Annotated in this window: 14 protein-coding genes; 4 read left to right on the top strand and 10 right to left on the bottom strand. The window is 60.2% G+C overall.

Annotated features, from left to right (window positions below):
- Positions 1–68: 68 nt before the first annotated feature.
- Genes ACP15U_RS05795 through yajC form a run of 5 tightly spaced genes read right to left on the bottom strand, consistent with a single transcriptional unit; the run spans position 69 to position 4,143 of the window.
- Positions 69–422 carry an Mth938-like domain-containing protein gene (locus ACP15U_RS05795; RefSeq protein ID WP_425044194.1) on the bottom strand — a complete coding sequence of 118 codons (354 nt, stop codon included), beginning with the start codon at positions 420–422 and terminating at the stop codon, positions 69–71.
- A gap of 11 nt (positions 423–433) precedes the next feature.
- The gene (locus tag ACP15U_RS05790; RefSeq protein WP_425044193.1) at positions 434–1,186 is read right to left on the bottom strand and encodes a TSUP family transporter; all 753 of its coding nucleotides are present in this window, start codon (positions 1,184–1,186) and stop codon (positions 434–436) included.
- Positions 1,179–2,147, bottom strand: coding sequence for a protein translocase subunit SecF (gene secF / locus ACP15U_RS05785; protein ID WP_425044192.1), 969 nt, complete (start codon positions 2,145–2,147; stop codon positions 1,179–1,181). The genes ACP15U_RS05790 and secF overlap by 8 nt, the downstream gene beginning before the upstream one ends.
- A 1-nt stretch (position 2,148) precedes the next feature.
- On the bottom strand, positions 2,149–3,810 hold the full coding sequence (gene secD, locus ACP15U_RS05780) for a protein translocase subunit SecD (protein WP_425044191.1): 1,662 nt from the start codon (positions 3,808–3,810) through the stop codon (positions 2,149–2,151).
- A 48-nt stretch (positions 3,811–3,858) separates the two neighbouring features.
- Positions 3,859–4,143, bottom strand: coding sequence for a preprotein translocase subunit YajC (gene yajC / locus ACP15U_RS05775; protein ID WP_425044190.1), 285 nt, complete (start codon positions 4,141–4,143; stop codon positions 3,859–3,861).
- 231 nt (positions 4,144–4,374) lie between these two features.
- Between yajC and ACP15U_RS05770 the strand changes: the two genes are divergently transcribed.
- Complete coding sequence (locus tag ACP15U_RS05770) at positions 4,375–6,030, top strand: mechanosensitive ion channel family protein (protein WP_425044189.1); 1,656 nt, start codon at positions 4,375–4,377, stop codon at positions 6,028–6,030.
- Positions 6,031–6,116: 86 nt separating this feature from the next.
- Positions 6,117–7,409 carry a serine--tRNA ligase gene (gene serS, locus ACP15U_RS05765; protein ID WP_425044188.1) on the top strand — a complete coding sequence of 431 codons (1,293 nt, stop codon included), beginning with the start codon at positions 6,117–6,119 and terminating at the stop codon, positions 7,407–7,409.
- Between the two features lie 78 nt (positions 7,410–7,487).
- Here the strand turns inward: serS and ACP15U_RS05760 are convergent, their stop codons facing one another.
- The 5 genes from ACP15U_RS05760 to ACP15U_RS05740 form a co-directional block, all read right to left on the bottom strand.
- Entirely contained in the window at positions 7,488–8,033 is a 546-nt protein-coding gene (locus ACP15U_RS05760) for a helix-hairpin-helix domain-containing protein (RefSeq protein ID WP_425044187.1), read from the bottom strand.
- A gap of 123 nt (positions 8,034–8,156) precedes the next feature.
- Positions 8,157–9,152, bottom strand: a complete 996-nt coding sequence (locus ACP15U_RS05755) for a fatty acid desaturase (RefSeq protein ID WP_425044186.1) — start codon at positions 9,150–9,152, stop codon at positions 8,157–8,159.
- A gap of 176 nt (positions 9,153–9,328) precedes the next feature.
- Positions 9,329–10,792 (bottom strand): ribosome biogenesis GTPase Der, encoded by a 1,464-nt coding sequence (der, locus tag ACP15U_RS05750; RefSeq protein WP_425044185.1) that lies wholly within the window; start codon positions 10,790–10,792, stop codon positions 9,329–9,331.
- Positions 10,793–10,840: 48 nt separating this feature from the next.
- Positions 10,841–12,172 carry a PQQ-binding-like beta-propeller repeat protein gene (locus ACP15U_RS05745; RefSeq protein ID WP_425044184.1) on the bottom strand — a complete coding sequence of 444 codons (1,332 nt, stop codon included), beginning with the start codon at positions 12,170–12,172 and terminating at the stop codon, positions 10,841–10,843.
- Positions 12,173–12,260: 88 nt separating this feature from the next.
- On the bottom strand, positions 12,261–12,932 hold the full coding sequence (locus tag ACP15U_RS05740) for a hypothetical protein (RefSeq protein ID WP_425044183.1): 672 nt from the start codon (positions 12,930–12,932) through the stop codon (positions 12,261–12,263).
- 273 nt (positions 12,933–13,205) lie between these two features.
- On the opposite strand from ACP15U_RS05740, the gene ACP15U_RS05735 reads away from it, so the two are divergent.
- Together ACP15U_RS05735 and ACP15U_RS05730 are read left to right on the top strand one after the other, a co-directional pair.
- Positions 13,206–14,450, top strand: coding sequence for an efflux RND transporter periplasmic adaptor subunit (locus tag ACP15U_RS05735; RefSeq protein ID WP_425044182.1), 1,245 nt, complete (start codon positions 13,206–13,208; stop codon positions 14,448–14,450).
- The gene (locus ACP15U_RS05730) at positions 14,447–18,289 is read left to right on the top strand and encodes an efflux RND transporter permease subunit (RefSeq protein ID WP_425044181.1); all 3,843 of its coding nucleotides are present in this window, start codon (positions 14,447–14,449) and stop codon (positions 18,287–18,289) included. The genes ACP15U_RS05735 and ACP15U_RS05730 overlap by 4 nt, the downstream gene beginning before the upstream one ends.
- The last annotated feature ends 118 nt before the right edge of the window (positions 18,290–18,407 follow it).

The following is an 18,407-nucleotide window of genomic DNA, read 5'->3' as shown; positions in this document are numbered from 1 at the left end:
GAATGCCACCTAACCTCAATTCAGGGCGCAGTAAAACGCCTGTTTCATTTTCTTACCCCAAGCTCGGCTCAGACCGGCAGGGCTGCCAGGGCGATGCGCCGCCCTTCGCTGAGCAGCACGTTGTAGGTCCGGCAGGCCGCCGGTGATGTCATCCCTTCGACACCGATCCCTGCCGCCTCGAGTTCTTCGCGCAGCGGGGCCGGAACATGGGCAATCTCAGAGCCGGTTCCAACGAACAAAACGTCAATCTCGCCCTCCAGTGCCAGAAGCGATGTCAGATCCTCATACCCGCCCCATTGGCTTGTGCCTTTGACACTGGTCAATACCGATCCGGAAAAAACCTCACCTCCGATCCGAAAGAATCCGGGTCCGTATCCATCTACCGGTCGTGCATCGGAATAGCTGATTTCGTTCAGGCGCATGGCTAGGCTCCTCAGTCCAACACCGGCAGGCCCGAGATCACGGCCAGCGCGATCACGGAGTACGACGCCATGCGATAGGCTTTCTCATGCCCGGGGTCAAACAATGCCTTCCCGATCAGCGTTGTAGCGAGATAAGGCAGTGACAGGATCAGCGCCACCCACAGGGTCTGCAGGCTGGCGATCCCGCCGAACACCAGATTGGCCACGATCACCGCGTCCAGCGCCGCCAGAAACACGATGGTGTTCGCGCGAACCTTGGTCACGTCCCGGGCATTGGCTAGGTAGAATATGATCACGACCGGGCCGGTGAGACCGGTCATCCCGCCGACCGTGCCCGCCGCACCGCCAATCCCGAACCGGCCCGGCCAGCCCAGTTTCCCTTCCCAACGCCAACCGGTGATCACCGCCAACAGCGTGACGCCGATCACCGCGCTGGCAATCCAGCGCAGCGTCAGCGCGTCTAGCTGCGCCATGATCCACAAGCCCAGGGGAACCGTGATCCCGGCCGCGATTGCCAGCGCGCTTACCTCGGCCTTGTCGGCCTGCCGCCATGCCTGCGGAAACAGCGCAGCTGTCGAGAAGATACCGGTTGAGGCCATGAGGAACACGACATCCGCCGTCGGCAGGAACTGCGTCCCCACCGGCACAAAGATCATCGCGGTTCCAAAACCGGTAAAGCCGCGGACCAGTCCGGCCGCGGCTATTGTCAATACCATCCAGCCCAGCCCCGGCGTTGCCAGCGCGGCCAAAAGGGTATCAGGCATCAATGTTAGCAAACTGGTTGCCGGAGGTGTTCGAAGGCTTGGTCCAATCCCGTTTCACACCCAGCCAGAGCAGGATGGTCGAGGCCACGAAGACCGACGAATAGGTGCCGACGATCACGCCCCAGATCATTGCAAAGACAAAGCCCCGGATTACGTCGCCGCCCAGCACATACAGCGAAATCAGTGCCAGAAGCGTCGTCACCGAGGTCATCACCGTGCGCGACAGGGTCTCGTTGATCGACAGGTTCAGAACCTCCTTGAGGTCCTTCTTCTTGTATTTCCGCAGGTTCTCACGGACCCGGTCGAACACCACCACGGTATCGTTGAGCGAGTAGCCAACGATGGTCAGAAGCGCCGCAATGATCGCCAGATCGAATTTGATCTGCAATTCCGAAAACACGCCGATGGTCAGGATCACGTCATGAACCAGCGCAGCCACGGCACCCAGTGCAAACTGCCATTCGAAACGCAGCCAGATATAGACAAGCACGGCACCAATCGCGAGCGCGACGGCCAATACGGCAGTCTGCACCAGTTCACCCGATACCTTGGGACCAACGGATTCGACCGACACGAACTTGATGTCAGGTTCCACCGATTTCAGCGCCGCATGAACATTCTCGACCATTTCCGCCGTGACCGATTCTGCGCCTTCCTGCGCCTGAATCCGGATCATCGTGACGTATTCGTCCTCGTCAAAGGTCGGGTCGAACACCTCGGTAATCGACACATCGCCCAGCCCCAGTGGCTCGATCGCGCCGCGATAGGTGCCAACGTCCACGGGTTGCGTGCTTTCGGTTCGGATCGTCGTGCCGCCCCGGAAATCGATGCCGAAATTCAGCCCTTGTATGGCGAAGGACGCAAAGCCCACCACCATGAGCAAGGCCGAAAGGCCCAGCCACATCTTCCAGCGGCTGAAGAAATCGAACGAGGTTTCCTTGGGAACAAGTCTCAGTCGCATGTCACACCTCAATCGTTTTCGGGCGGCGGCGTTCGAACCACATGATGATCAGAAGCCGGGTGACGAAGATGGCGGTAAACACAGAGGTCAGGATGCCCAGCCCCAGAGTGATGGCAAAGCCCCGCACCGGGCCGGAGCCCATTGCAAACAGGATCACCGCCGTGATGAATGTGGTGATGTTGGCATCAAGGATGGCCGACAGCGCCTTTTCGTAACCAAGCTCGATGGCACGGCTTGGCCCCTTGGCGGTTTTCAGCTCCTCGCGGATACGCTCAAAGATCAGAACGTTCGCATCAACCGCCATACCCACTGTAAGAACGATCCCGGCAATGCCCGGCAATGTCAGCGTGGCGCCAATCAGGGACAGCAGGCCAAAGATCAGGCCGATGTTCAGGATTAGTGCCACGTTGGCAAAAAGCCCGAACAGTCCATAGCTGAGCGCCATGAAGACCAGCACTGCCGCAAAGGCTACAATGGTTGCAACCTTGCCCGCATCAATGCTGTCCTGACCGAGTTCCGGGCCGATGGTCCGCTCTTCGAGAAAGTTCAGCCCGGCAGGCAGTGCCCCCGCGCGCAGCAACACGGCCAGATCGGTGCTTTCCTCGACCGTGAAACGGCCGGTGATGATGCCCGAACCACCAGGAATATGCGCCTGAATGACCGGAGCGGAGATTACCTCGTCATCCAGCACGATCGCAAAGGGGTTGCCGATGTTCTCGGCAGTATAGTCGCCGAATTTGCGCGCGCCCGTGGTATTGAACCTGAAACTAACGGCCGGCCGGCCGTTCTGATCAAAGGACGGCTGGGCATCCACCAGCTCCTCTCCGGTGACAACCGGCGCAGCCTCGATGGTGTAATAAATCCCCTCTTCGTCCAGCGAGGGGACAATCTTGTTGCCAATACCCGGAGGGGCATCGGCGTCAGATCCGCGACCGGCAACCGGGTGGAAAGACAACCGGGCCGTGGTGCCGATGATCTCTTTGAGCTCGGACGCTGAACCGATACCGGGCACCTGAATCAGGATCCGGTCGGCACCCTGACGCTGAATCGTGGGCTCACGCGTGCCGACCTCATCAATCCTCCGACGCACGATTTCCAGCGCCTGCCGAACCGTTCGGTCATCCGATGCCAGCCTTTCGGCTTCGCTCAGGGTGACAACGATCTCATCCCCGTCAGCGCGCACCTCGATATCGCTCGAACCGGCTCCGGTCAGCGACTGGATCGGTCGAGCCAGCCCGCGCACCACCTGAACCGCCCGGTCCATACCATCCGGCTGCGAGATCTTGACCCGCATTTCGTCAGGTGCCGAGGGCTGCAGGCGGATCGTGCCAACCGTGGCGCGTTCATGGCGCAGGGCATCGCGCACCTCTGGCCACATCGCCTCCATACGCGAGGCATAGACGTCGCCGACCTGAACCTCGGCCAACAGATGCGCGCCACCACGCAGATCCAGCCCGAGATTGACAAGGGAGGATGGCAGCCAATTCGGCCATTGCCCGGCGGCTTCGGTCAGTTCGGGCGAGGTTTGCCCGATTTCGATTGCCGCCTTGGCGTCATTTGCCTGTTCCACGCGGGTGTAGAACGCATTTGGAATTGCCAGCGCCAAGCCGACCACGACGACCAGCCAGATCAGCGCCCGCTTCCATAGATCAATCTGCAGCATGGGCCTGCCCTGTCAGATAAAAGTCGGTTGAGAGGTTCGCGGCCCGGCTCAGCTTGCCGGTTCGGTCTTGTTCAGAACTTGGGCGATCGTGGACTTGACGACGCGCACTTTGACGCCATCGGCAATCTCGACCTCGATCTCTCCGTCTTCCTTGACCTTGCTGACCTTGCCGATCAGACCGCCCTGAGTGACAACCTGATCACCCCGTCGCAACGCTTCGACCATGGCCTGATGTTCTTTCATCTTCTTCTGCTGCGGACGGATCAGCAGGAAATACATGATCGCAAAGATCAGGATCAGCGGGAGAAACTGGGCGATTGCGCCACCATCCATGGGATATTCCTTTATTCTGAGATCGGGGGAACACCCCCGGAGATTTTGCGCGAACCTATGCCGTGGATGATCCGTTTGCAAGGCGGCCCGAACAGGTGATTTTCGGGTATCGCATTTTGCAGCCTGGAAGGGATCAACCATACAAGACACCAAATGGTGTTGCGGCAATGCCCTAGTCAGACGCGCCGCAGCGGATATAGTCGGTGGAAACGGGATGGGGATCACGCGCGCATGAATATGGCGGCAGATTTTTTCGGCTGGCTTAGGGTGGCCGCAATAGTCATGTGCTTTGCCCTTGGCCTGACTGTTCCCCATGAACTTCAGGCCCAGACCGAACAAGTCGATGCGCTGCCGCAAGACGAAGAACCGGACGACACCTATAGCGCGCCGGTCATCATCGACGGAGAAACGCTGTTCGAGATTCGAGGGTCTTCCGCCCTGCCCGCTTCGGAACGGGCCGCCGGAGTGCAAAAGCGGATTATTGAAGCCGCCGTGGCCAATACAACCGATAGCGTGGCCATCGCCATTTCTGACGATGAGTTGGGGCTGGCCATCACGGCCGACGGTATCCCGGTGACGATTGTAACCGAGGCCGATGCCGAACTAGACGAGATGGACCTGCCGGTTCTGGCACGGCTCCAGGCGGAATCCATCCGGCAGGCGATCTTGTTCTATCGTAGCGGCCGCACCGAAGAAGCCCGTGTCAGCAGCGCCATTGATGCGGCCCTGTGGACGCTCGGATTTGCCGTATTCTCCATCGCACTGTTCTGGATCCGCAGACGGGTAAAGAACCGGGTAACCGAGCTGGTGCACCGGAAGCTTGCCGGTGTAGAATCCGCCACAAATGCCGAGGTTCAGGCCGAGGCCATTGCCGCGCTGATCCGGTTCGGCGTGAACTTTGTTCTGCTGATCCTGTTTTTCCTCGGCGTCTACTACTATCTCTCTTTCGTTCTGCTTTCATTTGCCGAAACCCGATACATCGCACAATTGCTGCTGACCTATGTGACCGAGCCAGTCCTGCATATCGTGCTGGGCTTCATCAGTTACCTTCCCAACCTGATCACGCTTGCCATCATCTGGCTGCTGACGATGTATGTGATCAAGGGCCTCAAGGCGCTGATGAGAGCGGTCGAGGCCGGAAGCTTCGACCTTGGCAATTTCGAGCGGCACTGGATTAATCCTACCTTCAATATTGCGCGGGCCATCGTGATCCTGATCTCGCTGGTTTTTGCCTTTCCCTATATCCCGGGATCCGACTCGGCCGCCTTTCAGGGCCTGACCATCCTGATTGGTGCGATGCTCTCGCTGGGGTCGAACTCGGTGGTCGGCAACATCCTGTCGGGCTTGTTCGTGATCTACCGCCGTTCCACCTCGATCGGAGACCGGATCAAAGTCGGCGATCATGTTGGCGACGTGGTCGAGATCAAACTGATGGAAACGCACCTGAAGTCGATCAAGAACGAGCTGATTTCGATTCCGAATGCCCAACTACTGAACTCCGATGTCGTAAATTTTTCGCGCAAGATAGACGGATCGGGACTTTTGCTGCACACGACCGTCGGGATCGGCTATGAGGAGCCTCCCGAAAAGATCGAGGCGATGCTGATCGAGGCGGCTCAGCGCACCAAGGGCCTCAAGACCCGGCCCGAACCCTTTGTTTTGTGGACCGCTCTTGCCGACTATGCGATCAACTATCAGATCAATGCCTATACGACACGGGGAGCATCGATCCCACGCATCACGTCGGATCTGCACCGCAACATCATGGCTGTGTTTACGGAAAACCGGGTGCAGATCATGACCCCATCCTACGAGACCGACCCGCCCGAACCCAAGATCCCACCCGAGGGCTGGGATGGCAAACTTGCCCATAGCGAGCGAGAATGAAATCCACCGCTACCACCCGGGTAGCAGATAGTGCATAACCGCGCCCGTGAATCACCTGATGATCACCTGATTTCGAGGACCGAGCCATGCACGACATCCGCGCCATTCGCGAAAAACCCGCCCAGTTCGACGCAGCCCTTGCGCGCCGTGGGGATGACCCGATGTCCTCGGCTCTGCTGGAACTTGACGAAGCCCGCCGGGCCAAGATCCTCGCCGCCGAAACCGCGCAGGCCGATCAGAACAAGGCATCGAAGGAAGTCGGGGCCGCCAAGGGGCGTGGTGACGAAGCCGAGTTTGAACGGCTGCGGGCTTTGGTGGCTGAGAAAAAGGCCGAAGTGGCCGCCATGCAGTCCGAAGCCAAGGAACTGGATGCCAGGCTGACCGACCAGTTGGCCCGCATCGCAAACCTTCCCGCCGAGGATGTCCCGCTGGGTGAAGATGAAAACGACAACGTCGAAGTGAACCGTTGGGGCACACCGCGGGACTTTGCCTTTTCACCAAAAGAACATTTCGAAATCGCCTCGGTCGCTGAGGGCATGGATTTCGAAACCGCCGTAAAGACTTCGGGAAGCCGCTTCGTCAATCTGAACAAGGGCGTCGCGCGCATTCATCGGGCACTGGCCCAGTTCATGCTGGACACACATGTGGAAAAAAACGGCCTGACCGAGACCGCCACCCCGGTTCTTGTCCGTGATGAGGCCATGTATGGCACCGACAAGCTGCCCAAGTTTGGAGACGACAGCTATCAGACCACAAACGGTTGGTGGCTGATTCCCACGTCCGAGGTAACGCTGACCTATTCTGTGGCTGGCGATATCCTCGAAGAAAACGCCCTGCCCATTCGCAAGACCGCGCATACGGTCTGCTTCCGGTCCGAAGCCGGCAGCGCCGGCAAGGACACGTCGGGCATGCTGCGTCAACACCAGTTCGAAAAGGTCGAAATGGTTTCGATCACCCACCCCGACACGTCTGACGACGAGCAGAAACGGATGCTGCGCTGCGCCGAGGATCTGCTGGAGCAGCTGGGCGTCCCTTACCGCACGGTTGTTTTGTGCACCGGTGATATGGGATTCGGCGCGCGCCGGACCTTTGATATCGAGGCATGGCTGCCCGGCCAGAACACCTATCGCGAGATTTCCTCGGTCTCGACCACAGGGGATTTTCAGGCCCGCCGCATGAATGCCCGTTTCAAGCCGGCAGATGGCGGCAAGCCACAATTCGTGCATACGCTGAACGGATCGGGCCTTGCCGTCGGCCGGTGCCTGATCGCAGTTCTTGAAAACGGTCAGAACGAAGATGGAACTGTCACGTTGCCGGACGTCCTCGCGCCTTATCTTGGCGGGAAACTGACACTGCAACTGGATGGAACTCTGGGCTGAGAAACAGCCCGACCCCGAGCTTCACAAACAAACGCGGCGGCTCCTGATCCGGGCCGCCGTTCCTTGTGGGCGGCCGGTTTACTTTTTGGACTTTTTGCCTTTGCCGCCTTTTTTGGCGTCGGCCTTCTTGCCTGTCTTGCCGGGTTTGTCGTTCCCGGACTTGCCCTTCTTGGACTTGTCGCTCTTGGCCTTGTCTTTCTTGGCATCGTCCTTTTTGGTTTTGCTCTTCTTGCTGCCGGACTTTTCGCCCTTGTCCTTCTTACTTGCCTTCAGCTTTGCCTGCTCGATCTGATCCTCGAGCTCGCGAATCCGCTTCTTGGCTTTCCGGGCTTTGGCCTTGATGCGGGCCATCTTGGCCTCTTGTGCCGCGACTTCGGCGTCTCTGGCGCGCTGAGCTTCGGCTTGCGCACGCTCTGCCTTGGCCTTTGTCCCGTTCATTGCGCCTACGGAAATTTCCTGAGCGGCTGCCATGATCCGAGGGGCCCGCGTGGTGCCAATGCCCGAGATCCCTGTCAACTGAGCCAGTTCGGCGCGTGATAGCTGTTCTGCGGTCTCAAAACCGTTCTCGGCCAAAGACCGTGCCAATGCCGGTCCGACACCGCGCACTTTGCTCACTGGGGTCATAGCCCAACCTCTCTTTGAATTGCTCCCGGTTCATCGGGTCCGGACAGGGGGCGGTTGTCAACACCTCGTCGAAATAACGCGGCATCATATCCCAAGAACGGCGCGGGGCTCATCCGATTGATCTCAGCCGGCTCCGACCGTCGTTCCGCCTGTGCTGGTCTGGCGCGTCTTTGGGAACGGCACGAGCCGCTGCGCGTCCTCATCCCAAAGCTTCAGCGACAGGGCCGCAACCGCCTCGGGGAACTTGATGCGGCGAGGCGCGTATTCCTCAGGCAGGTTGTAGTGGCAAGCCCGAAGCCTGTAGGATGGGATCCGCGCGTTGAAATGGTGGATATCGTGCAGCGTGATGCACGCCACCGTCGTGTCGAACCACCATCCGAAATCCAGCGCCGAGGACCCTTGCAGGGCGGCAAGCTGCGGATCGAGATCGGGCCGCTTGTCCCAATATGTGTCCTCGAAATTGTGCTGCAGGTAGACGAGGAACACCCCGATCATCCCGCCCAGCAGGCTGAAGGCCAGCCAGACCAGCAATCCGGTTGTTCCGGCAACCAGATAAAGCAGGCCAAGAAAGACCAGAATCGAAAGGTTGTGGAGCAGAACCCCCATGATGCCAAAGCGCGTGGTGTTCTTGGGCCAGCGATAGCGAATGAAATACGTAAACAATGCACCGATCGGAATCAGCACAAACGGGTTGCGATACAACCGATACTGCAGGCGCGTCCAAAACCCGGCCTCATTCCATTCCCGCAGGGTCATCGTGTGGATCTCGCCTGTTTCACGATGCTCAAGATTGCCAACCCCGGCATGATGCAGGTTGTGATTCTGCTTCATGACTTCGAACGGCGCAAAGGTGAATGGCGACAGCCCATGGCCCGCCAACTCGTTCTGTTCCCTTGTTTCGAACAAGGAATGATGGCCGCAGTCATGCTGCAACACGTAGAGGCGCACCGCCGAGAAGGCAAAAATCACACCTGCCGGAAGCACGATATACCAGCGGTCGACATAAGCGATCGCCAGGTAAAGAGCGCTGAAATACACCGCGAATGTGCCAAAGTAACTTAGCGCGGCAATCCGGTTGTCCTTTTGCGTATATTGACGCGTATAGGCTCTGAGATCCATGTCTTCCCCCAAAACGGCCCCTGTCGGGACCCGGACAGGCTTTTCCCAAAATCAATTCAAAAATAACGCCCTAGCCAATGCTGGCAAGAGGCAGGGCCAACTTGGCCTGCCTTTTCGTTATATTCGCAATCCGGAATGCCGTCACGAGGTCAATGAGCCGCGCCAAGGGCCCGTGATCAGGACTTACCCTTTTGGCCTTTGCCCAGATGCTTGGCCAGCGCGCCAGCGTTTTTCTTGCGGCGCCCCTTGTAGGGGTTCTTGTCACCCTGCCCGCGCAATGTCAGTCGGATCGGCGTGCCGGGCATGTCGAAATCTTCGCGCAGCCCATTGACCAGGTAACGGGTATAGCTATCCGGCATCTTGTCCGGATGAGAGCACATCACCACGAACCCCGGTGGCCGGGTCTTGGCTTGGGTCATATAGCGCAGCTTGATCCGTTTGCCCTGCGGTGCCGGGGGCGGATGCTGCTCCAGCATACCGATCAGCCATCGGTTCAGAGCGGCAGTTGGCACCCGGCGGTTCCAAACATCATGGGCGCGCAGTACCGCGTCATGCAGCCGGTCCAGACCCCTGCCCGTCTTGGCCGAGACGGTGACCAGCGGCGCGCCCCGCAGCTGTGGCAGAAGCCGGTTGAAGGCTTCCTTAAGGTCACGCAGCTTTTCCTGCTTGTTTTCTTCGACATCCCACTTGTTCACCGCGACGACAACAGCACGGCCTTCGCGCTCGGCCAAATCGGCAATGCGCAGATCCTGCTGTTCGAACGGAATGGCCGCATCCAGCAGCACCACGACGACTTCGGCGAATTTGACTGCGCGCAATCCGTCGGAAACCGACAGTTTTTCGAGCTTTTCCTGAACCTTGGCCTTTTTGCGCATACCCGCCGTATCAAAGATCCGCATCGGCGTCCCCTGCCAGTCCATGCGCAGGGATATCGAGTCGCGGGTGATCCCGGCCTCGGGACCGGTCAACAGGCGGTCTTCGCCGAGGATCTTGTTGATAAGCGTCGACTTCCCTGCATTCGGGCGGCCGACCACAGCCACTTGCAGTGGGCGGGCGGCTGAGATGGCCGGTGTTTCGCCATCCTCGGCATCGTCGTCCAGTTCAACGTCGGTTTCTGGCGCGGATTGCTCAGCTGCCTCCTCCATCTGGTCCGCTATCGGCATCAGATGCGAATAAAGCTCGGGCATCCCTTCGCCATGCTCGGCGCTCAGGCGGATCGGCTCGCCGAGCCCCAGCCCGTATGCCTCAAGTACCCCGGCATCCGCAGCGCTGCCTTCGGCCTTGTTGGCGGCAAGGATCACATGCGCCGACCGTTTCCGCAGGATGTCGGCAAAGATTTCATCGGTCGGGGTAACCCCGGTGCGGGCATCGATCAGGAACAGGCAGATATCGGCCATGTCCACGGCGCGCTCGGTCAGCCGGCGCATCCGTCCCTGCAGCGAGTCGTCATTGGCGTCTTCGAGGCCCGCCGTGTCAATCACGGTAAACCGCAGATCTCCCAACCGTGCCTCGCCTTCGCGCAGGTCACGGGTTACGCCCGGCTGGTCATCGACCAGGGCCAGACGTTTTCCAACCAATCGGTTGAACAGGGTGGACTTGCCCACATTGGGGCGCCCCACGATGGCGAGGGTGAAAGACATGTGTCGCTCTTTCTCAAACTAAGATGCGCCCTTTAGCGCATCCTTGCATCAACGGAAAGCGTGCAGTTCGCCCTTGGTGGAGACAACATAGAGCGTGCCTCCGGCCACGACCGGCTGTGTGGTCGCCCCGTTGGGCACTTCAATCGTGCCGACAAGCGCGCCATTCTGGGGGTCGAACTGCCGCAGCAGGCCGTCATTGGAGGCTACGATCAGCCGTCCACCCGCGAGGACCGGGCCGTAATGGGCAAAGATCGCCCCGCGTTTACCGGGCTTTTCCTTAACGAAGCCGGGTAGATCCACCGCCCAAATGACCTCACCGTTCGAGGTTGCGATGCGCACCAGCTGGCTGCGGTCGGTCACGGCAAAAATGCTGTCTCCGGCCGGCCAGACCGGGCCAACCGCGCCTTCGCGGGTGGTCCAGAGCCGGTCTCCCAGCCCGGTGTCCAGTGCCACGATGCGGCCCGAGTGATTACCTGCATAGAGCCGGTTGCCAACGATCATCGGGCTGCCCGTGACATCCCCGATGCGGGCCGCTGCCCGACCAATGCGCTGCCCGGAAACCGAAGCATCCCATCTGCGCAACCCACCCTTGCGGAACGCTGCAACCAAATCACCGGAGCCGAATGCAAACACCACAAGGTCAGATGTCAGCGCCGGCGCCGGGGCACCAAGAACGTTGCCGACACTTGGTGTCCCTTTGATTTGCCACGCGATGCGACCGTCCTTCGTGCGGACGGCCCAACCGGTGTCGTCGCCAGCCACCAGATAAACCAGCCCGTCGCGGACGGTCGGCGTGCCAGAGCCTGTTGAATCCAGCTTTTGCTGCCACCGAACGCCGCCCGACTTGGCATCAAGCGCCGTCAGCCTGCCAAAACCACTGGAAACGAAGAGTGTCCCTCCGGAATAGGACATCCCACCGCCGGTGGCCTGCCCTTCCGAGTCGCTCGCTGGCACAAGATCAGTTTGCCAGACAACGGCACCCGCAGGCGTCAGGGCAGTGACGCGCGCCCCCGAATCCAACGTGTAGACAAGCCCGCCAGCGACAACGGGAGATGCGGTGATCCGCGCGCGGCGCTGGTCACCGGACCCGATTGATTGCGACCAGATCCGCTGCGGTGTCGCGCGCAGCGCCGGATGCGCCGTTCTGTAGGCCTGCGTTCCCGGAGGCTGGGCCCATTCGGCGTTGTTTGTCTGGCCGGGCAGACGGATGGACCGACTCTGATTGACCACTTCGCCGGTTCCGGACCCTTGGCCCGGCGCACGGATATCCTCTCGGTCACCCTGAAGGATGATCTCGGGATCGTCACAGGCGGCAAGAAACAGGAGCGCGCTGCCAAGCATCGCCAACCCGGTGCGGGAAATAGGAAACACTGTTTTCATGTGAACCGGCCTGTCTTCCTGTCGTCTTCCTGTCGCGTCTTTCACGCAGTCACGCAATCTGCGTCGAGTAAATCGGGATCGCCCGGTGTCAGTCCTGCTGGCCCGGAGCGGTTTCGGGCGTCGCGCCAAGCGCCACAATCAACTGGCTGGCACGTTGTTGCAAGTCCGAGGTCACCTCGGCGTCTTGAATCAGGGCCTGAAGACGTTCAATTGCTGCGTCGGCCTGACCCTCCGAAACCTCGATCAGGGCAAGCTGTTCCTCGGCCAGCAACCGCAGCGGTGCTCCGGGCGCCGCCAGCGCTTCGAACTGGAGGCGACGATCGGCCACCGGTAGCGTTTCGGTTTGTAGGGTCAGAGCCTTGAACTGCGCCAGATCTCTGTAAATCTTCGGCAGGTCTCCGTTGGTGGCCACAGTGTTCAGCGCTGCCAGCCCCTCTTCGAGCTTGCCGGAATTGGCCAGAGCCGCTGCCTGCATCATCTTCAACACGGCATCGCCACCGGCCGAATCCGCCTGTACCTGCGTCAGGCCGGCAGCACGCCCGGCCGGATCGTCAGCCGCCAATGCGGTGATCATATCGTCCCCCAACTTCTGGGCAGCGGCAATCTTCTGTGACTTGCGGTATTCATTGAAACCGGCCCCGCCGACGATGGCCACAATGACCACAACGGCAATCCAGCCATACTTCTTGTAAAGGGCATAAAGCCTGTCGCGGCGAACCTCTTCGGTCACCTCGTCAATGAAACTGTCCGTGTCGCTCATGCCTGCCCCGAATGTCGTTCCGAAAACCCTATCGCGTCAAAGCGCGGGTGGCCCTCTCTTAGCCTGCCACATGCGTCAAGCCAAGTGCCTGAAGGACAGGAAACCGCTCCGTTTCCCCTTGCTTGCGTTACGTCGCGAAAAAAAATAATCTGAACTGGTTAGTTTAGTGTGGACAGATGGTCTCAGAGACCCCATGTGGAACCTCATGGACTCCGCGCCGGCGACCCGCATCGGCCCGGCCTGCAGCAAATGATCATTTGAAAGAGGCATCTTATGCGAGTGATCCCTGTTCTGACCGCCGTTATTGTGTCGGTCGCTCTTTATCTTGTCGTGTTCGAGCGCGAGGCGCTGATGGCGTTCGCGCTTGGTGATGCCAAGGCCGAAGAAAGCACGGAGCCGCAGGACGCGGCTACCGCCGCTGCTGCTGATACGGAGGAGCCGGCTGTCGGCGTCGTCGTTCTGCGTTCCGAGGCGCGCAGCATTGACAGTGCAGTTGTTCTGCGCGGCCAGACCCGTGCGGCCCGCCAGGTTGAGGTTCGAGCTGAAACCTCGTCGACCGTAATTTCTGAACCGTTGCGCAAAGGCGCCTTCGTCGAGGCTGGCGATCTTCTCTGCCGCCTTGATCCCGGCACCCGCGAGGCGCAGCTGGCAGAAGCGCGTGCCCGGCTGGCCGAGGCAAAAGCGCGCGTTCCGGAATCTCAGGCTCGTCTGGATGAGGCGCACGCCCGTCTGGCGGAAGCCAAGATCAACTATACAGCTGCGGAGAAGCTGCTTCAGGGCGGTTATGCCTCTGAAACACGCAAGGTTTCGACCGAAGCTGCCGTCAGAACCGCCGAAGCTGGAATCGCCTCGGCAGAGGCCGGCATGGAAGCTACTCAGGCGGGAATCGAGGCCGCAGCGGCCGCTGTGGCCGCTGCCGAGCGCGAGATCGACCGGTTGACCATGACCGCCCCGTTTGACGGTCTGCTGGAAAGCGATACCGCGGAGCTGGGAAGCCTGTTGCAGCGCGAAGCCGGTAGCCTCTGCGCCACGGTCATTCAGCTCGACCCCATCAAGCTGGTCGGATTCGTCCCGGAAACCGAAGTCTCGAGGGTGACCGTTGGCACTCTGGCCGGAGCCAAGCTGGCCACAGGACAGCAGGTTCAAGGCCGCGTAACTTTCCTGAGCCGGTCTGCCGATGAGACCACCCGGACTTTCGAAGTCGAAATTACCGTGCCCAACCCTGAATTGCTGATCCGCGATGGTCAGACTGCCGAGATCGCCATTTCGGCGGACGGCGAACTGGCGCATCAGCTTCCGCAATCGGCGCTGACCCTGAGTAACGAGGGCCAACTAGGAGTGCGTGTCGTCGGAGCTGAAAACCTTGTCGAGTTCCGCCCCGTGACGCTGTTGCGGGATCAGGCCGATGGCGTCTGGGTCGGCGGTCTTGGTGACCGCGCTGACGTGATCGTGGTCGGCCAGGACTTCGTCACCCAGGGGGTGAAGGTCGCACCCACCTATCGGGAGGCCACGAAATGACAGGAGTTGTCGCCTGGGCCGCTGAACGCGCCCGGATGATCCTTGCCTTTATCGTGATCTCGCTGCTGGTCGGCGGGTTTGCCTATTCCAGCCTTCCGAAAGAGGGTGAACCGGATATCGACATCCCGATGCTGCACGTTTCAGTGCAGTTCCCCGGCATTTCCGCCGAAGACAGCGAGAGCCTTCTGGTCAAACCGATGGAATCGGAGCTGGCCGATCTCGACGGACTCGACAAGATGACCGCCACGGCATCCGAGAATTACGCCGGGATCCTGCTGGAGTTTGAGTTCGGGTGGGACAAGTCCGCGACCATCGCCGACGTGCGCGATGCCATGAATTCGGCGCAGGCCGACTTTCCCGATGAAGCCGAGCAATACACCATTACCGAGGTCAACTTTTCCGAGTTCCCGATTGTTATCGTGAACCTGACCGGTGAAGTGCCCGAACGCACGATGGCACGCATAGCCAAGGACTTGCAGGACGACATTGAGGCATTGGACTCGGTTCTCGAAGCAGGTATCGCCGGCAATCGTGACGAGATGCTCGAAGTGGTGATCGACCCGCTCCGGCTGGAGGCCTACAACGTCACCGCCACCGAACTGATCAACGTGGTGCAGAACAACAACCAGCTCATCGCAGCGGGCGAAGTTGAAACCGAACAGGGCACGTTCTCGGTCAAAATCCCCTCGTCGTTCAAGACTGCTCAGGATGTCTATAACCTGCCGGTGAAAACCAACGGCGACCGCGTGGTCACGCTGGGCGAGCTTGCTCAGATCAACTACACGTTTGAGGATCGCAAGGGCACGGCCCGCTTTGATGGCGACTCGACTGTTGCGCTGCAGGTGGTCAAGCGCAAGGGCTTCAATCTGATCGACACGGTCGCACAAGTGAAAGAGACGCTTGCGGCGGCGCAGGCCAAGTGGCCAGAAGAGATGAAAGCCGCCGTTCAGGTCGGCACCTCGAACGATCAGAGCCGCGTCGTGGCCTCGATGGTCAGCCAGCTCGAAGGCTCAGTTCTGACTGCGATTGCGCTGGTGATGATCGTGGTTCTCGCCGCGTTGGGCAGCCGCGCCGCCCTGCTCGTCGGTTTCGCCATTCCCACCTCGTTCCTGCTCTGTTTCGCGCTGCTTGCGGCAATGGGTGTGCCGATCTCGAACATCGTGATGTTCGGCCTCATCCTTGCGGTGGGCATGCTGGTCGATGGCGCGATCGTCGTGGTCGAATATGCCGACAAGCGCATCAAACAGGGCGTCGGCCCGATGCACGCCTATGTCGAGGCAGCACAACGGATGTTCTGGCCGATTGTCAGTTCGACCGCGACCACGCTCTGCGCCTTTCTGCCGATGCTGTTCTGGCCCGGTGTTCCGGGTGAATTCATGGGCATGTTGCCGGTGACCCTGATCTTCGTGCTTAGTGCGTCGCTGGTCGTCGCACTGATCTATCTGCCGGTCATGGGCGGTGTCTCGGGCCGGATGAGCCGCCTTTTCACCCGCGCTTCTGAGTGGCTGCGCGGCCGCACCCCATGGTGGCTGCGCGCCGTGATGGTGCCACCGGTTCTCTACCTGATGTTCATCGGCGCGATGCAGATGCTGAACCCCGGATACATCCTTCCCGAAGGCGCGCCTGCCGGTTCACTGATCGGAGCAGTCATCTTCGTACTGGGCGCGTTTGGCGGATCGATCACTTTGTCCGCAGCGCGGATCGAAATGCCCCAGCGCCGGATCGACACCACCCATCGCCATTCGGTGTTTGGCCTGTTCATCAAGGGGATCGCAGGCAATCCGATCATGCCGATCGTAGCAATCGGCACTGTCTTTGCCGCAGTGTTCTATATCGCCTTCATTCTGTTTCCGGCCAATGCACGGGGCGTCGAATTCTTCGTGGAAAGCGAGCCGGAACAGGCCACCACTTATGTCCGGGCGCGCGGCAACATCTCGCTTGCCGAAAAAGACGAAATGGTGCGGCAGACCGAAGCGGTTATCAGCGCTCACCCGGCCGTCACCAATGTGTTTGCCTTTGCCGGAGAAGGCGGGTTGAACCAGAACAACGGTGGTGCGCAAGCCCCGGCCGATACCGTGGGTCGCGTGCAGTTCGAAATCACCCCGTGGGAAGACCGCCCGACAACCTCGGAAACGCTGGGCGGTCCGATCGGTGCATTCCTGGCCAACTGGCTGGGTTTTGAAAAGGAAGTCATCGACCCCCGCTTTGACGGCGACGTGGTTCTGGCTGAGCTGAACGCCGAGTTGGCCAAGCTTCCCGGTTTCGAGGCCGAAATCGAGGCGCTGGAACAGGGGCCGGCTTCGGCCAAGCCGCTGCATCTGCGGATACGTGGTGATGACTGGGACGAGCTGGTGCGTGCCACCGAAACCGCCCGCGCGCAGTTCAATGCGACCCCGGGTCTGTTCCGGACCGAGGACAGCCTCCCCCTGCCCGGCATTGATTGGCAGATCGACGTCGATGTGGCCAAGGCCGGTCGGTTCGGAGCCGATGTGGCCACAGTAGGCGCGATGGTGCAGCTTGTGACCCGCGGTATCCTGCTGGACACGATGCGCGTCGACAGTTCGGATGACGAAATCGAAATCCGCGTTCGCCTGCCCGAACAGGATCGGGTGTTGTCAACGCTCGATACGCTTCGGGTGCGAACGCCGGATGGTCTGGTACCGCTGTCGAATTTCATTACCCGCGAGCCGGTTGAAAAGCTGGCCCAAATCACCCGCGTGGACCAGGAACGGTTCTTTGACGTCAAGGCAGACGTTCAGGCCGGACTGGTCTCGGTTGTCGAAGCCGCCGAAGACGGGTCGGAAACCCGCCTCGCCATGCTTCGCGCTCTGCCCGAAGGCACACAACCCGCCGATGGTATTTCTGTGACCGGCCCCAACGGTTCCCTCTACGAAGTGGCAAACCTTGTTGATGGCAACAACATTGAGAATATTCAGGCTGCGCTCGATGGCGGCGAGGCACGGCTGGCGCAGATCAACGGAAACGAACGCATCGCGCTGCTGACCGAGTGGCTTGAAACAAATCCGTTTCCTCCGTCGATCAGCTGGGAATGGACCGGGGATCAGGAAGAGCAGGCCGAATCCGGTGCCTTCCTGCAAAGCGCCTTCATGGGCGCGCTGGGTTTGATGTTCATCATTCTTCTGGCGCAGTTCAACAGCTTCTACAATTCGGTGTTGGTGCTGCTGGCGGTGGTTCTCAGCACTACTGGCGTGCTGATCGGCATGATGGTCATGCAACAGCCGTTTTCGATCATCATGACCGGAACAGGCATCGTTGCGCTGGCCGGCATTGTGGTGAACAACAATATTGTTCTGATCGACACCTATCAGGAATACAGCCGCTACATGCCCCGGATCGAAGCCATCGTGCGCACCGCCGAAGCGCGGATCCGGCCGGTGCTTCTGACCACAATCACCACCATGGCCGGTCTGACACCGATGATGTTCGGCCTCAGCCTCGACTTTATCGGCGGCGGCTACTCGATCGACAGCCCCACCTCGCTGTGGTGGAAACAGCTGGCGACAGCAGTGGTGTTCGGTCTGGGCATCGCCACAGTTCTGACGTTGATCGTCACCCCATCCATGCTGGCGCTGCGGGTCTGGTTCTCGACCTACATGAAAGCGCTGGGCCGGCTGTTGGCGCGCCTCACCGCCGGGCGTTCCAGCCGCATTGCCCGCGACATGAACCTGCGCAAGGCCACCCGCAAGATGGGCGCCACCGAGATCATCTGGACGGCATATGATCCGGACGCACCCCAAGCCGAGCCGGCAGGTGTCCCGGAGGATGATGCCAATTCAAAGGTGGCGCCGGAAGAACCGCCGCTCAAAGCTGCCGAGTAAAGCGCGCAGACACCATCATTTCCAGAAACACCCGCCCGGTATAGGGCGGGTGTTTCTTGTTTGGAGGGCCATGCGGCACGGGTAAAGCCCTGCCAGCCGGAAACACCCAGCAGAGGTT

Origin of the sequence: Primorskyibacter sp. S87 (assembly GCF_049801055.1) — a bacterium.
In the GTDB taxonomy this organism is placed as follows: domain Bacteria; phylum Pseudomonadota; class Alphaproteobacteria; order Rhodobacterales; family Rhodobacteraceae; genus JBNAGF01.
Note: the sequence above shows the minus strand (reverse complement) of the source record. Positions and strands in the feature narration are given on the sequence as shown.